This window comes from Paractinoplanes bogorensis (genome assembly GCF_018829635.1).
Classification (GTDB): Bacteria; Actinomycetota; Actinomycetes; order Mycobacteriales; family Micromonosporaceae; genus Actinoplanes; species Actinoplanes bogorensis.
On record NZ_JAHKKG010000002.1, the window covers coordinates 572,754 to 588,290 of the forward strand.

Consider the following 15,537-nt stretch of genomic DNA (forward strand, 5'->3'; position numbering starts at 1 on the left):
ATCCCACCCGGGTCACCACAATCGCCGCCCAGCGTAGCCGCCGCGCACGCACACGACACCACACGCCACTCGAGACCAAACCCCTCTTCCCGTACGGGTCCAGGAGCGAGACAACCGCACCATCAGATACGGATCACCGGTTCCTCCGGCGCCGACGAGGCCCGCGACCTGGCCCCGCTGATCCGGGCCGAACCGGGCCCAGGGACCGGCATCCGCAATGCTCACGCGGGCGTGGGCTGCTCAGGCGGGCGTGGGCTGCTCAGGCGGGCGTGGGCTGCTCAGGCGGGCGTGGGCTGCTCAGGCGGGCGTGGGCTTCTCACGCGGGCGTGGGCTTCTCACGCGGGCGTGGGCTTCTCACGCGGGCGTGGGCTTCTCACGCGGGCGTGGGCTTCTCACGCGGGCGTGGGCTTCTCACGCGGGCGTGGGCTTCTCACGCGGGCGTGGGCCCGGACGAGCCGGACCGCGGCACGGTCGCCGTGCGGTCAGCTCTCGCCGATCTTCTCGGCGCCGAATGCCTCCTGGAGCAGCCGCATCGCCTGCTGTTCGCTGCTCTCGCGGGCGGTCTTCTCGTCGACGACGTCGTCGAGCGGCTCGTCCCCCGGGTCGAAGCCCTCGAACCCGCCGCCGCCCCGCTTTCCCGGCGGACCGTCGAACTCGGGGTCGTAGGGCGCCTCCTCCGCGGGCGAGCCGTCGGACCAGGCCTCGTCCGCCGGTTTGGCCGCCGGCCGAGTTCCCGCGGCTCCCCGGGCTGCCGCCGCCCGAGCCGCCGCGAGCCCACCGGTCGCCGCCGCGCGGCCTCCAGTCGCCGGGGCAGGCGCAGTCCCGCCGCCGGTAGCACTGGACGTGGTCGCGCCGCCGGCCACAGTCGTCCCCGGGCCCGTGGCCCGCGCACCGGCAGCACGGGCCGCAGCCCGCGCCGCGGCCATGGCGGCACTCCCTGAAGCGGCTACGGCCGAAGCGCTTTCCGGACCAGCCTCAGACGTGCTTGCCGCTTGCTCACCGGCGGGGATCCGGGCGGCATCGCCGTTCGCCAGGCCGGACCCGCCCGCCACGCCTCCATCAGTGGTCGAAACGTCGACCGCCGACTCACGAACAGTCCCTCCACCCGGGACCGCGCTGTCGGTACCACTGGTTCCGACCTGTTCCCCGCCCGGTCCCGACCTCACGTCGTCAACACCGTTCGGCATCTGCGCCCCGGGCTCGAGGCCGGCGGCGGCCCCCTCAGCCGCGTCGCCTGAGCCCATTCCGCCGGAAGCGGCACCGCCCCAGGTGGCTTCACCGGGTGTGGCGTTGTCAGGCGCGACATCCCAAGCGCCATCAACGGCACCGCCCGAGACTGCACCGCCCGAGACTGCAGCAGCCGAGACAGCATCGCCCGGAGCGGCACCGCCGGAGATGGGAGCAGCGGCAGTCGAGGCTGCGATGCCGGCGCGGCCACCTACATCGGTCGTCGACGAGGCACCCGCATCGGACGGACCAGTCGGGATCGCGCGGACCTCCGGCCAGCCACCGTCGTCGTCCTCATCATCCTCGACGGCTGAGGCGGATGGCCGGGCCGAGGCGCCGCCCGGCCGGGCCGGTTCTGGCCAATCGTCGTCGCCGTCCGAGGACGCCGGCTGCGGACGCTGGGCGTCCGGCGCTCGACCGGCCGACGCGGGCCCACCCGGCCACTCGTCATCGCCGCCGGAGGACGCCACCTCCGGTTGAGGCTGTGGGGTGTGCGGCACTCGCTCGGCCGACGCAGGCCGATGGTCGCCGCCGGAGGACGCCGCCTCCAAATGCGAGCGCTGAGTGTCCGAAGCTCGACCATCGCCGTTGGAGGCGGCCGGCTGCGAACGCTGGGCGTCCGGCGCTCGACCGGCCGACGCGGGGTGACCTGGCCAATCGTCGTCACTGCCGGAGGACGCCGCCTCCGGCTGGGGACGCTGGGTGTGTGGCGCCCGGCCGGCCGGCGCGGGCTGAGCGGCGGCTGCATCGGGGCGAGCCTGGGCCTGCCGTGGCGCGGGCGCGTCGGGGCGCTGCGCGGCCGTGGTCTGGTTGCGTCCTGTCGGGCGGCGTCCGCCGTCGCGGCCCGGCCCCTCGGAGCCGGCCGCGATCGCTCCGGCCTCCCCGGCCACCTCGCACCGGATCTCCCAACGGCCACCGAGCACCTCGTAGAGCGCGTTGGCGATCAGCTCGGCACCCTGGTTGATCGCCTGGGCATGGGCGGGCCAGCGGGCGGTCAACACAACGGTGTGACCGTCGAGCGCGCTCACATTCGTGTCTCGGGCCATGGCGTGCACCCGCACGGCCCCGCGCTGCTTCTTCACCTCGGCGAGTACCTCGGGCCAGACCTGTCGGACTGCCTGAACCGTCAACTGCCCCGGACCGGCCGCGGCCGCCTCGACCGCCGCCGCCACCGGTTCCTCGGGCGCATCCGGAATGACTCCGACCGGCTCCGCCCCGGCCGCAGCAGCGGGCGACACCGGCCGGGCGGCAGAAGACCCGGCCGCGGCGACGGGCGAGACCGGGCGGGCGGCTGCGGACTCCGGCTGTGCGGAGGACACGGCAGCGCCCTCGGGTGTCGACGGGCCGGAACGCTCAGGTGCCGCGGCGGCGACGGTCGGCTGCGCCTGGGACACCGACGCGGCGACCGATCCGGCCGTGGCCGCGGTGCTGGCGGAGGCTGCGGCGTCGTAGTGCGGCTCGTCCGGCTCCGGCTCGTCGTCCCATGGCGGGTCGTCATAGTTGTCGGCATCAGCACCCGGCATGGGTCCGCCGTCGGCTACGGCATTCCAGTTGGGTGCGGACGGATCGACGGCGGCACCGGGCACACCACTTACCGGCGTGGCCGCGTCGGGGGCAGCGCTGACCGGCATGGCCGATACCGGAGCCGCCGACGACTGAGCCGCTGCGGGCGCAGCTGACACCGGAGCCGTGGGAGTGACGCTTACCGGCGCGGCCGACACCGGCACGGCGGGAGCGGAGCTCACCGGCGCTGCAGGTATGGCACTCGCCGGAGCGGCCGACACCGGTGCTGCAGTAGGGGAACTCACCGGTGCGGTGGGAGCGGCGCTCACCGGCGCGGTGGGCGTGGGCACGGAGGTGTCGGCCTGAGCCGGCGACCCGCCGTCGGCCGGAGCGGCCGCGCCCGCCGCACCAACGGGGCCTGCGGCCGGGACCGCGCTGGCCGGGGCGACCGAACCGCCCGCCTGCCCCCGCGCCGTGGAACCGCGGGTAGCTGCGGCACCCCGCTTGGCCGCAGCCATGGCGGCCGCCTTGGCAGCGGACCGACCGCCGCCGTCGCCGGCCGGAGCGGCGGGCGCAGCCGCGACGGCGGGAGCAGCGGGAGCAGCGGCCGCGCCCCCCGGAGCTGCCTCGGGCAAGGTCAGCGGCTCGCCACCCAGCGCGAACCGCCGCTCCATGCGCTCGAGACGCTGCAGCAGGGCGCCCGTCGAATCTTCGGCGCCGGGCAGCAGCATGCGCGCCGTGATCAGCTCGAGCAGCAGCCGCGGGGCGGTCGTGCCGCGCATGTCGACCAGGCCGTTGTGCACGATGTCGGCGCAGCGCGACAGCATCGCCGGGCCGAGGCGGGCCGCCTGGGCGCCCATCGCCTCGAGCTGGTCGGCCGGGCCGTCGATGAGGCCCTTGGACACCGCGTCGGGCACCTGCTGCAGGACGATCAGGTCGCGGAAACGCTCGAGCAGGTCGGACGCGAACCGCCGCGGGTCGTGGCCGGCCTCGGCGACCCGGTCGATCGTCGAGTAGGCCGCCGCGCCGTCGCCCACCGCCAGGGCGTCGCACATCTCGTCGATCAGCGTGACGTCGGTGACTCCGAGCAGCGCGACCGCCCGGGCGTAGCTGACGCCGTCGGGACCGGCGCCGGCGATCATCTGATCGAGAACGGACAGCGTGTCGCGTGCGCTGCCGCCGCCGGCGCGCACCACCAGCGGCAGCACGGCCGGCTCGACCTGAACGCCCTCGGCGTCGGTGAGCTGCTGCAGATAGGGCCGCAGGACCGCGGGCGGAATCAGCCGGAAGGGGTAATGGTGGGTGCGCGACCGGATGGTGCCGAGCACCTTTTCCGGTTCGGTGGTGGCGAAGATGAACTTCACGTATTCCGGCGGCTCTTCGACCAGCTTGAGCAGCGCGTTGAAGCCGGCCGACGAGACCATGTGGGCCTCGTCGATCACGTAGATCTTGTAGCGGCTGTTGGCCGGCGCGAAGAACGCCTTTTCGCGCAGCTCACGGGCGTCGTCGACACCACCGTGGCTGGCCGCGTCGATCTCGATGACGTCGATCGAGCCGGCGCCGTCGTTGGCCAGCGAACGACACGAGGTGCAGACCCCGCACGGCTCGGGCGTGGGGCCCTGCTCGCAGTTGAGCGAGCGGGCCAGGATGCGCGCGCTCGACGTCTTGCCGCAGCCGCGGGGGCCGGAGAAGAGGTAGGCATGGTGGATCCGGCCACTGCGCAGCGCCTGCGACAGCGGCTCGGTGACGTGTTCCTGCCCGATGACCTCGGCGAACGTGCGCGGACGGTACTTGCGGTATAGCGCGAGTGCCACTGGTGCCCCTCCTCGACGACCGCGCCATTGTCCGTCGGGGGTACGACAAGAACCAACCCGGGCCCCCGGACGGGGAGCAGGCAGAGGGAGACAAAAAAGGGCTCCCCGTGCACCCGTCAGAGCCCGCTTATCCTTGCTGCCTTCCGGCCCTGGGGAGGTTCACGAGATACACGCCGCACGAGGAGCTACCAAGAGCGTACCCGGTGCCCCGGACCGATGAGGCGGGGACCCATGCGTCCGTCGACCCACGTGTCTGTATCCTGGCTCACGGAGGATTCGCCTAGAGGCCTAGGGCGCACGCTTGGAAAGCGTGTTGGGTTCACACCCTCACGAGTTCGAATCTCGTATCCTCCGCCAAGCGGGAGCCAAAGCCGAAGCAGCAGCTGAAGCCGAAGCATGCAAAGAGCCGGACCCCAGAGGGGCCCGGCTCTTGTCGTAGAGGGCGACGCTGAGATGCGCAGAGGGCGACGCCGAGAAGTAGGAGCCGACGGCCAGAAGCAGGAGCCGGCCGGGGTCAGATCCGCGCCGCCGCGATCGCGTCGTCCACCTCGGGAAAGATGGCGAAGTATCGGCTCAGGCCGACGGTCTCCATCAACTGGGTGAGGAACGGGTTGGCGCCGGCGAAACTGAGCCAGCCCCCGCGCGCGTCGATGACCTGCTTACAGGTGATGAACGCGCTCAGCCCTACCGAATCGCAGAACTTGAGGTCGGTGAGGTCGACCACGATCCGGGGGACCGGGCGTTCCAGCAGGTCGGCCAGCAGCTTGTGGAGCTGACTCGCGGTATCCGAGTCGAGTTCGCCGCGCAGGTGGAGAACGGCGACGTCGGTGCGGTGATCGGTGTCTGTGGCCAGCATGCGAATCGCTTCCTGAGGCGCTGTTGATGGCAGCTCAGGCTAGATCCACGCGGACAATTGTCACCGGACAAACAGTCCGCCGGAAACAGGAACGCAATAAGAGCCGGATCCCGAAAAGGATCCGGCTCTTATGCAAAGTATGGCTGGCCGATGGGGTCAACGTGCGGCACAGCCTGGGCTCCTGGCGCCTAGAGCTTGCGCCACTGCCAGCGTGGACCGCGCCACGCGTCAGCCAGGATCATGGCCGAGGCCCGACCTGGACACGTTTGCACCTTGGACTTGCCCTGCGGTCCGCCCATCTGAGCTTCCACTTCCCAGGACTCGCCATCGGTGCGGACGTAGACGTCACGGCGCGCAAGCCGGACGTCACCATTCCACCAGTGACTCTCAACTCTCACCAGTCAAATCTAGGACAGTTCTGAGAGATCGGCGTAGGGCAATCTTGTGAAAGTTTCTCACCAGGCGGTTAAAGGGCATTGTCTGATCCGGTGGTTTTCGCCTGCGTGACTTGCGCGACACCGAAGGTATTTGGGCCGTCCCCATCTGGTCACCGTGAGTCATCGCTACAGCTCGTGAATGAGCCGAGGGGACATCGAAACGGCGGCGTTACGTGCACGATACCTGATCATGGAAAAGAACCGATCGGACGACCCCGTCCCGGACCGTACGGCCCACCCGCGAAAAGCAACGCAGAGTGACCGCCACTCGGGCAACAAAAAACCGGCGGCTCCGTGATCGCGGAGCCGCCGGCTTGATGGCGGTGGTGAAGGGATTTGAACCCTTGGAGGGCTTGCACCCTCACACGCTTTCGAGGCGTGCTCCTTAGGCCGCTCGGACACACCACCGGGAAGTACGTTACCGGACGCCGATCAGCGCTCGACGCCGGGTCGCCCATTGCCGCGGCCGCTCCGGACAAGTCCGGCCGCCACGGCCGAACAAGCAGGCCCGACCTGGCAGGATCGGGGCATGAACGAGCGAGAAGAGACGCGCCGATGAGCGTGCACATCGGCGGACAGCCGGGCGACATCGCCGAGCGGGTCCTGCTCCCGGGCGACCCGATGCGGGCGAAGTGGATCGCCGAGACGTTCCTGCAGGACGCCAAGTGCTACACCCAGGTCCGCGGGATGCTCGGCTTCACGGGCACCTACCAGGGCGTTCCCGTGTCGGTGCAGGGTTCCGGCATGGGCATGCCGTCGGCCTCGATCTACACCCACGAACTGATCAACGAGTACGGCGTGAAGTCGGTCATCCGGATCGGCTCGTGCGGTGCCCTGGCCCCCGACCTGCAGCTGGGCGACGTGATCGCGGCGATCGGCTCGGCCACCGATTCGAACATGAACCGGTCCCGCTTCGACGGCCTCATCGACTACGCCCCGGTGGCCGACTTCGGTCTGCTGCGCACCGCGGTCGAGGTGGCCGAGCGGCAGGGCACGTCGATGCGGGTGGGTCCGATTCTGGCCGCTGACGCGTTCTACACCGACCGGCCCGATCTCTACGACGCGCTGGCCGACTACGGCGTGCTCGCGGTCGAGATGGAGTCAGCCGCGATCTACACGATCGCCGCCCGCTACGGCGCCAAGGCCCTGACCATCCTGACCGTCAGTGATCACATCAAGACCGGCGCCAAGATGGATTCGGCCCAGCGCGAGCAGGGCTTCGGCGACATGGTCCGGATCGGACTCGAGACCGCCATCGCCGGCGCCTCCTGACGATCAAAGACCCAGTTCCTTCCCGTACGGGATGAGCCGCGCGAACGCACGCAGGAGCGCAGCCCACGCCCGTACGGGAAAGAAGCCACGCCACGCACGCAGGTGCGCAGCCCACGCCCGTACGGGAAAATGGGGTCAGCGGAAGAAGTTGCGCATCAGCGCGGCGCACTCGTCCTCGAGCACCCCCGCATACACCTCAGGCCGGTGGTTGAGCCGCCGATCGCGCACCACGTCCCACAGCGACCCCACCGCGCCCGTCTTGGGCTCCCAGGCCCCGAAGACCAGAGCCGCCACCCGGGCCAGCACCAGCGCCCCGGCACACATCGTGCAGGGCTCCAGCGTGACCACCAGCGTGCAGCCGTCCAACCGGGACGTACCGGCCTGCGCCGCCGCCCGCCGCAGCGCCAGGATCTCGGCGTGCGCGGTCGGGTCGCCGGTCGCTTCGCGTTCGTTGCCCGCCGCGGCCAGTTCCCGCCCGTCCGGGTCGAGCACCACCGCTCCGACCGGCACGTCGTCGCCGGTGGCGGCCGCGACCTCGAGGGCCCGCCGCATCCAGGCCACGTGTCGCGGCGAGACGGCCAGGCTCACGCGTCGCGCAGCTCTTCCATCTCGTCGCCGCAGCCGATGCGCTGGCTGATCTCGGCGGTCACGTCGGCCGGCATCATGCCTTCGAGCCCGCACAGCGCGAGCAGCCGGTGCGCGTTGATCCCGAGGTCGTTGAGCAGGTCGGCGTCACCGACCGGATCGGCGTCGGGGTCGGCCGACGGCTTGTCGTCCTCGTCGTCGTCGCCCTCGGCGGTCAGCTCGTCGATCTCCAGCGCGGGCGCCTCGATCTCGCCGAGCAGCACCGAACCGATCCGCGACTCGTCGGCGAAGGCCGAGTCCGAGCCGAAGATCCGCAGATCCTCGTTCTCGTCCAGCCGCAGGATCGCCAGATATTGGTCGTCGCTCTCGACGAAGAGCAGCGTGACGTCGGCGTCCGCCTCCACGTCGCGCATCGCGTCGACCACCTCGTCGATGTCGGCCAGTCCGCTCAGGTCGAGCTCGGACGCCGTCCACCCGTTCTTGCCCCGGCCCACGGCGGCCGCGAATGTCGACAACTTTCCCCCCACGCGACGATTGTCTTCGCGAGTGACGGTAGCGCCCGGAACGGCGAGCGCCGCGCGCCACGCCTTGCCCGGCCGACGAAGTCAGTCAGCAGGCGACCCCGGCCGAGGAAACCGGCGGGGCCGGCCGAGGAAGCAGGCCGCGCCGGCCGGGGAAGCAGGCCGCGCCGGCCGGGGAAATCAGTTCACCAGGCGGCGGCGCATCGCGATGAGCTCGCGCAGTCGTGCCTTACGCAGCCGCTGCGGCTGTGTGTTCTCCCGCGCCGACTTCGCACTCGCGAGCGCGGCCAGCAACTCGAGCCGACGCCGACGGCGATCGGGATCGAGCCGATCCGGTGAGGGGGGCATGGACCCGAGGTTGAACCTTTGCTGGACCTTAAGTCAAGGCCGTGTGCGCACCGCTACGGAGACGGCACATCTGGTCGCCGACAAGAGCGGTCAAGATCGGACAATCACCACAGCGGCCAGTTCTGCGTGGTGATCCACCTCGCACCGACGAAGCCCATGGCGATCGATAGGCCGAGGCCGCTCGAGAGGGCCACGCCGGCCGCGGTGCCGCGATCGCCGATGAACGTCAGGACGAGCGCGACGGCCCAGGCGCTGACCGCCGCGGCGATCGTCCACCAGGCATATCCGGCCAGGTCACGGGCGAGCGCGCCGAACAGCGCCATCCACGCGACGCCGGCGCCGAGGCCGGCCAGCAGGGGGACGACGGTGATCGGGTGCGGTTCGCGATAGGTCGGCCGGGACGGACCGGGGAACAGCCCCGACGGCGGCCGCATCGGCATCTCACCTCGAGGCGGCTTCGCCTGCCAGTCGGTCGTCATACGTGCCAGCCTATCCAGCGCGGGTCGGCGGGAACGGCCGACTTCTGCCACCATGGCTCGGTGCGATTGCTCCGTACCCTCTCCGGTTTGACCGTATTGGCCGTCTGCCTGGCCGGTTGTGGCAGCCCCACCGGCGGCGATGTGTCGGTCGGCGCGACCCCGCAGTTCGTCGAGCCCTCGGCGACGTCGGAGGCGGCGCCCGCGCCGAGTGCCACCGCGCCGAGCCAGCCCGCGGCCACGTCACCGAGCGCGTCCGCGAGCGTCAGCCCGTCGGCGTCGGCGTCCGCCACCGGCTCGGCGACGATCACGACGGCGAAAAAGGTGAAGTACGTCTTCCCGGTCAAGGCGTCGAACGTCGACTGGCACACCACGCACTCGAAGTACAAGGCGACCGACATCTTCGCCGACTGCGGCGAGTCGGTGGTGGCGACGACCAGCGGCGTGATCCTCGAGATCAGCCTCAAAGACGTCTACGTCAAGGGTTCGCCCGACGGCCCCAACAACGGTGGCCTTTCGGTCTCGCTGCTCGGCGACGACGGCGTGCGCTACTACGGCTCGCATCTGAGCAAGGTGCAGACCGGCATCAAGAAGGGTGTCCGGGTCACCGCCGGCCAGTTGCTGGGCAAGGTCGGCAAGACCGGTAACGCGAACGGCGTCTGCCACCTGCACTACGGCATCTCGGCGCCGTGCGCCAAGGTCGGCGACTGGAAGGTCCGCCGCGGCGTGGTCTGGCCCTATTCCTATCTGGCGTCGTGGCGCAAGGGCGGCAGCAAGAGCCCGGTGGCGGCCGTCGTGGCCTGGAAGAAGTCGAGCAACTGCAAGGCCTGAGGGCATAGCGCAAGGGGCCGCACCCTCGCCCGATGGGTGCGGCCCCCTGCCTGCCGGGAGAAAAGTCCAGTTGTTGTCGCCCACTCACGGTAATCGCCGGCACACCCATCTCCATCTGTTCGAAACGGACAAAAGCCCCTGGCCAAACGGCTGATCATGATGGGCCGTGTGGGAGAGTTCCGGCGTGAACATCGCGGTCGTGGGGCTCGGACTCATCGGTGGATCGTTGCTGCGGGCGCTCGTCGCGGGTGGGCATCGAGTGGTCGGCTATGACGCCGATCCGGCCACCCGCCCGCTGGCCGCCGAGGCGGGCTTCGAGGTCGCGGACGACGTGGCCACCGCCATCGCCGGCACCGAGCTCGCCGTGCTGGCCGTGCCGCTGCCCGCGCTGCCGTCGGTGCTCGATCAGCTGACCGGCTACCCGGGGCTGGTCACCGACGTGACGTCGGTCAAGGGCCCGGTCCGCGACCTGGCCGCGAAGCACGGCGTCCGGCGGTTCGTCGGCGGGCATCCGATGGCGGGCAAGGAGAGCTCGGGGTTCGCGGCGACCGAGGCGGGCCTGTTCGACGGGTGTGCCTGGGTGCTGACCCTGGAGGCGGAGACGGGTCTCGACGACTGGCTCGTGCTGGCCGGCCTGATCACCCGGCTCGGGGCGCGGGTCGTACCGCTCGACTCGCTCGAGCACGACCGGGCGGTGGCCCAGGTGAGCCACGTACCGCATCTGTTCGCGGCGGCCCTGGCCGGGCAGCTGCGCGACAACCCGCCCGCCGCCGCCCTGGCTGCGGGCTCGTTCCGCGACGGCACCCGGGTCGCGGCCACCCGGGCCGAGCTGATCGCGGCCATGTGCGGCGGCAATGCGGCCGCGGTCGGCGCCACGCTCGACCGGCTGCTGGCCGAGCTGCACGAGATGCGGGCCCGGCTGGACGAGCCCGATCCGGTCGCCGCGCTGGTCCCGGCCCTGCGCCCGGCCGGTGAGCTGCGACGGGCCTGGCCCCCGGCGCCCGGGCCGTCGGGGGACCAGCCGGCCGACGCGATCGCGCTGCTCGAACTGGGCCGGGCGGGAGGCTGGGTCACCGCGGTCGCCGAGGATCGCTCGAAGGTGTCGACAATCCGGCCGGAAAGTGGCCGCAATCGGCCCTAGCGTGGTGGGTGACAGCGAAACCGCGAAGGAGTCCACGATGCCCGGTCAGGTCGGTTCCATCGACAATGAGCAGCAGGGCCTGCTCGCCTACCTCGCCCAGATGCGCTACGTGCTGCGGCTGACGGCGTACGGCCTCACCGACGAGCAGCTGCGGGCCACCCCGTCGGCCAGCGAGCTCAGCGTCGGCGGGCTGATCAAGCATTGCGCGTCGACCGAGGCGGGCTGGATGAGCCAGGTCCGGGGCGAGAAGCAGGAACTCGACTACCAGGCCTACGCCGAGAACTTCCGGCTGGCCGAGGGCGAGAGCATCGACGACGTGTTCGCCCGCTACGACCGCGTCGCCGAGCAGACCGAGAAGACGGTGACCGAGCTGGACGACCTCGGCCACCGGATCCCGATCGACCACTCGGTGCCGTGGAACAGCAAGGACATGACCCACTGGACGCTGCGGTGGGTGCTGCTGCACCTGATCCAGGAGACGGCCCGGCACACCGGCCACGCCGACATCATCCGGGAGACGGTCGACGGCGGCACGGGCTACGCGCTGATGGCCGCGGCCGAGGGCTGGCCCGAGACCGACTGGCTCAAGCCTTGGACGCCCGCACAGGGCTAGACGCGATCGCCGCGGTCGTGGCGGATCACCCGGTGGTCGGTCACGATCGCGGTCACCAGGTCGTGCGGGGTCACGTCGAACGCCGGGTTGGCCGCCGGCGCCCACGGCGTGACCTCGGCCGAGCCGCGGTCCTCGATCGTGACGTCGTCACCCGAGGCGGTCTCGAGGTCGACCGTGGACTCGGGCGCGACCACCACGAACGGCAGTCCGGCCCGCCGGGCACCGAGCGCGTGCGAGTAGGTGCCGATCTTGTTGATCACGTCGCCGTTGGCACAGATCCGGTCGGCACCCAGGATCACCGCGTCGACCTCGCCCCGGGCCATCAGGAACGGGCCGGCCGAGTCGACCGCGACGCGGTGCTCGATGCCCCACCGGGTCAGCTCCCACGAGGTGAGCCGGGCGCCCTGCAGCAGCGGCCGGGTCTCGCTGGCCACCACCCCGGCCAGCTGTCCGCGCTGGTGCAGCTCGTGCACGACGCCGAGGGCGGTCCCGACGGTCACCGCCGCCAGTCCACCCGTGTTGCAGTGGGTGAGCAGCCGGGGCCGCGCGCCGCAGAGCTCAACCATCAGATCGGCACCACGCACGGCCATCGCCTCGGAGGCAGCGATCTCCTCATCCCGTACGCGGAAAGCCTCCTCCAGAACAGCCGCAGCCCCCTGAGCCAGCAGTCCGGCCGCGCGCCGAGCGCCCCGGGCCAGGTTCACCGCCGTCGGCCGGGCGTTCTCGACCCGCTGCACGGCCTCGTCCCGGGCCACGGGGTCGTCGGCGTGCACCCGGGCGGCCAGGGCCACCCCGAACGCGCCGGCCACCCCGAGAGCGGGCGCCCCGCGTACGGCCAGGGACTGGATCGCCGCGACGAGTTCCGGCACCGTGCGCAGGCGGAGGATCTTCACCTCCCCGGGCAGCACCGTCTGATCGATGATCTCGACAGCGCCGTCCACCCAGTCGATCGTCCGCATGCCCGCGATGCTAGCCAGACGCACCCTAGGCTTACCGCATGGCTTCCCCTCGTGATCCGGTCGCCGACCTGCGGCGCATCGCCTTTCTGCTGGAGCGCGCGAACGAGGCGACCTATCGGGTGCGCGCGTTCCGCTCGGCCGCCACCAAGATCGCCGAGATCTCCGACGAAGAGCTGACCGCGCGGGCCGCCGAGGGCACGCTGGGCGAGATCAGCGGCGTCGGCACCGTCACCGCCCGGTGCATCGCCGAGTCGCTGGCCGGTGAGGAGCCGGTCTACCTGCGCCGGCTGGGCTCGACCGAGGGCCTCGACCTGCCCGGCGCGGCGGGCAAGCTGCGCGACGCCCTGCGCGGCGACCTGCACTGCCACTCGGACTGGTCGGACGGGGGCTCGCCGATCGAGGAGATGGCGCTGGCCGCCGTCGAGCTGGGTCACGAATATCTGGTGCTCACCGACCACTCGCCACGGCTCACCGTGGCCCGCGGCCTGACCGCGGCCCGGCTGCGCAAGCAGCTCGACTACGTGGCCCGGCTCAACGACCAGCTGCCGGACGGCTTCCGCATCCTCACCGGCATCGAGGTCGACATCCTCGACGACGGCTCCCTCGACCAGGAGGACGCGCTGCTGGAACGGCTCGACGTGGTGGTCGGTTCGGTGCACAGCAAGCTGCGTGACGAGTCGCCGCGGATGACCAAGCGGATGGTCAACGCGATCGCCAACCCGCACCTCGACGTCCTGGGGCACATGACCGGTCGCAAGGTGGCCGCCCCGGGCGAGGGCGACCGCGGGCACCGGGCCGGCCGCACCCGGCCGCCGAGCACGTTCGACCTCGACAAGGTGATCGCGGCCGTGGTCGAGCACGGCAAGGCCATCGAGATCAACTCGCGGCCGGACCGGCTCGACCCGCCCAAGCGGATGCTGACCGTGGCGGTCGAGGCGGGCTGCCTGTTCAGCGTCGACACCGACGCCCACGCGCCCGGGCAGCTCGACTGGCTCGGGTTCGGCTGTGAGCGGGCCGCGATGTGCAACGTGCCGATCGATCGGGTGGTCAACACCTGGTCGATGGATCGCCTGCTCGAGTGGACGGCGGACCACGCCGGAAAAGAGGCGTGACGGGCGCGGGCGAGAACGTAGGGTCGGCCCGTGGGACGAATTGATGACCTCGCTGACCGTTATGTCGAGGAGTGGGCGGAACTCAGCCCCCTCGGCGCCACCTACGTCGGCATCTCGGGGCACGACTCCAAGACCGACGACTTCTCCCCCGACGGCTTCGCCGCGCAGACCGAGCTGGCCCGGCGCACGCTCAACGATCTCGATGTGATCGAACCGGAACACGAGTCCGAGGCCGTCGCCAAAGACGCGATGATCGAGCGCGTCGGTCTCGAGCTGGCCCGCGACGAGGCCGGCTTCACCAAGAGCGAGATCAGCGTCATCAGCAGCGGGCTGCACGCGCTGCGCGGCGTCTTCGACGTGATGCCGACCGAGGGCGAGGAGGCGGTCGCCAACATCGCGACCCGGCTCAACGACCTGCCGCGGGCTCTCGACCAATACCGCCGCACCCTGCTCGAGGAGGCCGGCCGGGGCCGGGTCAGCGCCCGCGCGCAGCTGCTGGCCGTGGCCGAGCAGTGCGACGCGTGGACCGACCCCGACCGCGACGACTTCTACCGCGGGCTGGCCGGCCGGCTCGACGCCACTGGGGCGCTCGCGGCGGAACTGACCCGCGGCGCCGAGGCGGCCACCGCGGCCACGGCCGACTTCGCCGAGTTCCTGCGCCGCGACCTGGCGCCCCGGGGCCGCGAGAAGGAGGCGGCCGGCCTCGAGCGCTACGAGCTGTCCTCGCAGTACTTCCTGGGCGCCAAGGTCGATCTGCAGGAGACGTACGAGTGGGGCTTCGCCGAGCTGTTCCGGCTCGAGGAGGAGATGCGCGCGACGTCGGCCCTGATCGTCGGCTCGGGCGCCTCGATCGACGAGGCGGTGGCCGCGCTCGACGCCGACCCGGCCCGCAACATTCCGGGTAAGGAGGCGTTCCGCGACTGGATGCAGGAGCTCGCCGACAAGGCGATCTCCGAGCTGAACGGCACGCACTTCGATATCGAGCCACCGGCCCGCAAGATCGAGTGCTGCCTGACCCCGACCAGCGACGGCGGCATCTACTACACCGGCCCGAGTGAGGACTTCAGGCGCCCCGGCCGCATGTGGTGGGCGGTGCCCGAGGGCGTCACCGAGTTCTCCACCTGGCGCGAGGTCACCACGGTCTATCACGAGGGCGTGCCCGGTCATCACCTGCAGGTGAGCCAGACCCTGCTGCGGGCCGACACACTCAACCGCTGGCAACGTCTGCTCTGCTGGTGCTCGGGCCACGGCGAGGGCTGGGCGCTCTACGCCGAGCGCCTGATGGACGAGCTGGGCTACCTGTCCGACCCCGGCGACCGGCTCGGCATGCTCGACGGCCAGGCGCTGCGGGCGACCCGGGTCATCGTCGACATCGGCATGCACCTCGAACTGGAGATCCCGCGCGACAACCCGTTCGGCTTCCACCCGGGCGAGCGCTGGACGCCCGAGCTGGGCTGGGAGTTCCTGCGGGCGCACACGCGCATGGAGGAGAAGACGCTGCGCTTCGAGTGGAAGCGTTACCTGGGGTGGCCGGGTCAGGCGCCGTCCTACAAGATCGGCGAGCGGATCTGGCTCCAGGCCCGCGAGGAGTCCCGCCTCCGCAAGGGCGCCGATTTCGATCTGAAGACCTTCCACCGTGACGCGTTGAATCTCGGTTCGCTGGGCCTTGATCCGCTTCGGAAGGCTCTCGCCCGGATTTGACCCGTTTCGGGCTTTTCCTCGGTTTGTGCCGGGGAAAGCCCGGAACAGATCCACCGATTGGCCAGGAATGGCGTGAGGACTCCGCTACTCAAAGTCACTTCTTGCACAGAGCAATCGTGTCGCTACCGATTGTGGAATCGA

12 protein-coding genes, 2 tRNA genes, 1 other RNA gene and 1 pseudogene are annotated in these 15,537 nt (G+C 71.0%); 7 read left to right on the forward strand and 9 right to left on the reverse strand.

All coding sequences use genetic code 11. From position 1 onward, the window contains the following. Positions 1-2,912 precede the first annotated feature (2,912 nt). Together KOI35_RS49295 and ffs are read right to left on the reverse strand one after the other, a co-directional pair. Positions 2,913-4,544: pseudogene (locus tag KOI35_RS49295) on the reverse strand (DNA polymerase III subunit gamma and tau); the annotation flags it as partial. 93 nt (positions 4,545-4,637) lie between these two features. Further along, an RNA gene (ffs, locus tag KOI35_RS07475) (signal recognition particle sRNA small type) lies at positions 4,638-4,734 on the reverse strand. Positions 4,735-4,813: 79 nt separating this feature from the next. Here ffs and KOI35_RS07480 point away from each other — a divergent pair. Further along, positions 4,814-4,901 (forward strand) — tRNA-Ser (locus KOI35_RS07480). Between the two features lie 157 nt (positions 4,902-5,058). Here KOI35_RS07480 and KOI35_RS07485 read toward each other — a convergent pair. Both KOI35_RS07485 and KOI35_RS07490 read right to left on the reverse strand, forming a co-directional pair. Beyond that, positions 5,059-5,400, reverse strand: a complete 342-nt coding sequence (locus tag KOI35_RS07485) for an STAS domain-containing protein (RefSeq protein WP_215785282.1) — start codon at positions 5,398-5,400, stop codon at positions 5,059-5,061. Positions 5,401-6,155: 755 nt separating this feature from the next. Next, positions 6,156-6,245: transfer RNA gene (locus KOI35_RS07490), tRNA-Ser, on the reverse strand. Positions 6,246-6,392: 147 nt separating this feature from the next. Here KOI35_RS07490 and deoD point away from each other — a divergent pair. Continuing rightward, positions 6,393-7,109 carry a purine-nucleoside phosphorylase gene (gene deoD / locus KOI35_RS07495; protein ID WP_215785283.1) on the forward strand — a complete coding sequence of 239 codons (717 nt, stop codon included), beginning with the start codon at positions 6,393-6,395 and terminating at the stop codon, positions 7,107-7,109. A gap of 135 nt (positions 7,110-7,244) precedes the next feature. Here deoD and KOI35_RS07500 read toward each other — a convergent pair whose 3' ends face one another. The 4 genes from KOI35_RS07500 to KOI35_RS07515 all read right to left on the reverse strand — a co-directional run bounded on the left by KOI35_RS07500 (position 7,245) and on the right by KOI35_RS07515 (position 9,042). After that, a complete protein-coding gene (locus KOI35_RS07500) occupies positions 7,245-7,661 on the reverse strand; it encodes a nucleoside deaminase (protein ID WP_215785546.1) in 417 nt (138 codons plus the stop codon). A 32-nt stretch (positions 7,662-7,693) separates the two neighbouring features. Continuing rightward, on the reverse strand, positions 7,694-8,209 hold the full coding sequence (locus KOI35_RS07505) for a tRNA adenosine deaminase-associated protein (protein WP_215785547.1): 516 nt from the start codon (positions 8,207-8,209) through the stop codon (positions 7,694-7,696). Between the two features lie 186 nt (positions 8,210-8,395). Beyond that, complete coding sequence (locus tag KOI35_RS07510; RefSeq protein ID WP_215785284.1) at positions 8,396-8,563, reverse strand: hypothetical protein; 168 nt, start codon at positions 8,561-8,563, stop codon at positions 8,396-8,398. A gap of 104 nt (positions 8,564-8,667) precedes the next feature. Next, positions 8,668-9,042 (reverse strand): hypothetical protein, encoded by a 375-nt coding sequence (locus KOI35_RS07515; protein WP_246612639.1) that lies wholly within the window; start codon positions 9,040-9,042, stop codon positions 8,668-8,670. A gap of 87 nt (positions 9,043-9,129) precedes the next feature. On the opposite strand from KOI35_RS07515, the gene KOI35_RS07520 reads away from it, so the two are divergent. The 3 genes from KOI35_RS07520 (at position 9,130) to KOI35_RS07530 (ending at position 11,624) form a co-directional block, all read left to right on the forward strand. After that, the gene (locus tag KOI35_RS07520) at positions 9,130-9,870 is read left to right on the forward strand and encodes a M23 family metallopeptidase (protein WP_246612640.1); all 741 of its coding nucleotides are present in this window, start codon (positions 9,130-9,132) and stop codon (positions 9,868-9,870) included. Between the two features lie 184 nt (positions 9,871-10,054). Continuing rightward, positions 10,055-11,011 carry a prephenate dehydrogenase gene (locus tag KOI35_RS07525; protein ID WP_215785286.1) on the forward strand — a complete coding sequence of 319 codons (957 nt, stop codon included), beginning with the start codon at positions 10,055-10,057 and terminating at the stop codon, positions 11,009-11,011. Positions 11,012-11,048: 37 nt separating this feature from the next. After that, positions 11,049-11,624: a DinB family protein gene (locus tag KOI35_RS07530; RefSeq protein ID WP_215785287.1), complete on the forward strand. Its 576-nt coding sequence runs from the start codon at positions 11,049-11,051 to the stop codon at positions 11,622-11,624. On the opposite strand, the gene mtnA is transcribed toward KOI35_RS07530, so the two are convergent. Continuing rightward, the gene (mtnA, locus tag KOI35_RS07535) at positions 11,621-12,583 is read right to left on the reverse strand and encodes an S-methyl-5-thioribose-1-phosphate isomerase (RefSeq protein WP_215785288.1); all 963 of its coding nucleotides are present in this window, start codon (positions 12,581-12,583) and stop codon (positions 11,621-11,623) included. The two genes, KOI35_RS07530 and mtnA, sit on opposite strands and share 4 nt — an antisense overlap. A 38-nt stretch (positions 12,584-12,621) precedes the next feature. Here mtnA and KOI35_RS07540 point away from each other — a divergent pair, with 38 nt between their 5' ends. Both KOI35_RS07540 and KOI35_RS07545 read left to right on the forward strand, forming a co-directional pair. Beyond that, positions 12,622-13,695, forward strand: a complete 1,074-nt coding sequence (locus KOI35_RS07540; protein ID WP_215785289.1) for a PHP domain-containing protein — start codon at positions 12,622-12,624, stop codon at positions 13,693-13,695. 30 nt (positions 13,696-13,725) lie between these two features. Beyond that, entirely contained in the window at positions 13,726-15,396 is a 1,671-nt protein-coding gene (locus KOI35_RS07545) for a DUF885 domain-containing protein (protein WP_215785290.1), read from the forward strand. Positions 15,397-15,537: the final 141 nt, after the last annotated feature.

Coding starts and splice junctions, on each gene's coding strand:
- KOI35_RS07510 (WP_215785284.1), bottom strand. CDS start 8,563: ATGCCCCCCTCACCGGATCGGCTCGATCCCGATCGCCGTCGGCGTCGG.
- KOI35_RS07500 (WP_215785546.1), bottom strand. CDS start 7,661: ATGCGGCGGGCCCTCGAGGTCGCGGCCGCCACCGGCGACGACGTGCCG.
- deoD (WP_215785283.1), top strand. CDS start 6,393: ATGAGCGTGCACATCGGCGGACAGCCGGGCGACATCGCCGAGCGGGTC.
- KOI35_RS07515 (WP_246612639.1), bottom strand. CDS start 9,042: ATGACGACCGACTGGCAGGCGAAGCCGCCTCGAGGTGAGATGCCGATG.
- KOI35_RS07530 (WP_215785287.1), top strand. CDS start 11,049: ATGCCCGGTCAGGTCGGTTCCATCGACAATGAGCAGCAGGGCCTGCTC.
- KOI35_RS07485 (WP_215785282.1), bottom strand. CDS start 5,400: ATGCTGGCCACAGACACCGATCACCGCACCGACGTCGCCGTTCTCCAC.
- mtnA (WP_215785288.1), bottom strand. CDS start 12,583: ATGCGGACGATCGACTGGGTGGACGGCGCTGTCGAGATCATCGATCAG.
- KOI35_RS07540 (WP_215785289.1), top strand. CDS start 12,622: ATGGCTTCCCCTCGTGATCCGGTCGCCGACCTGCGGCGCATCGCCTTT.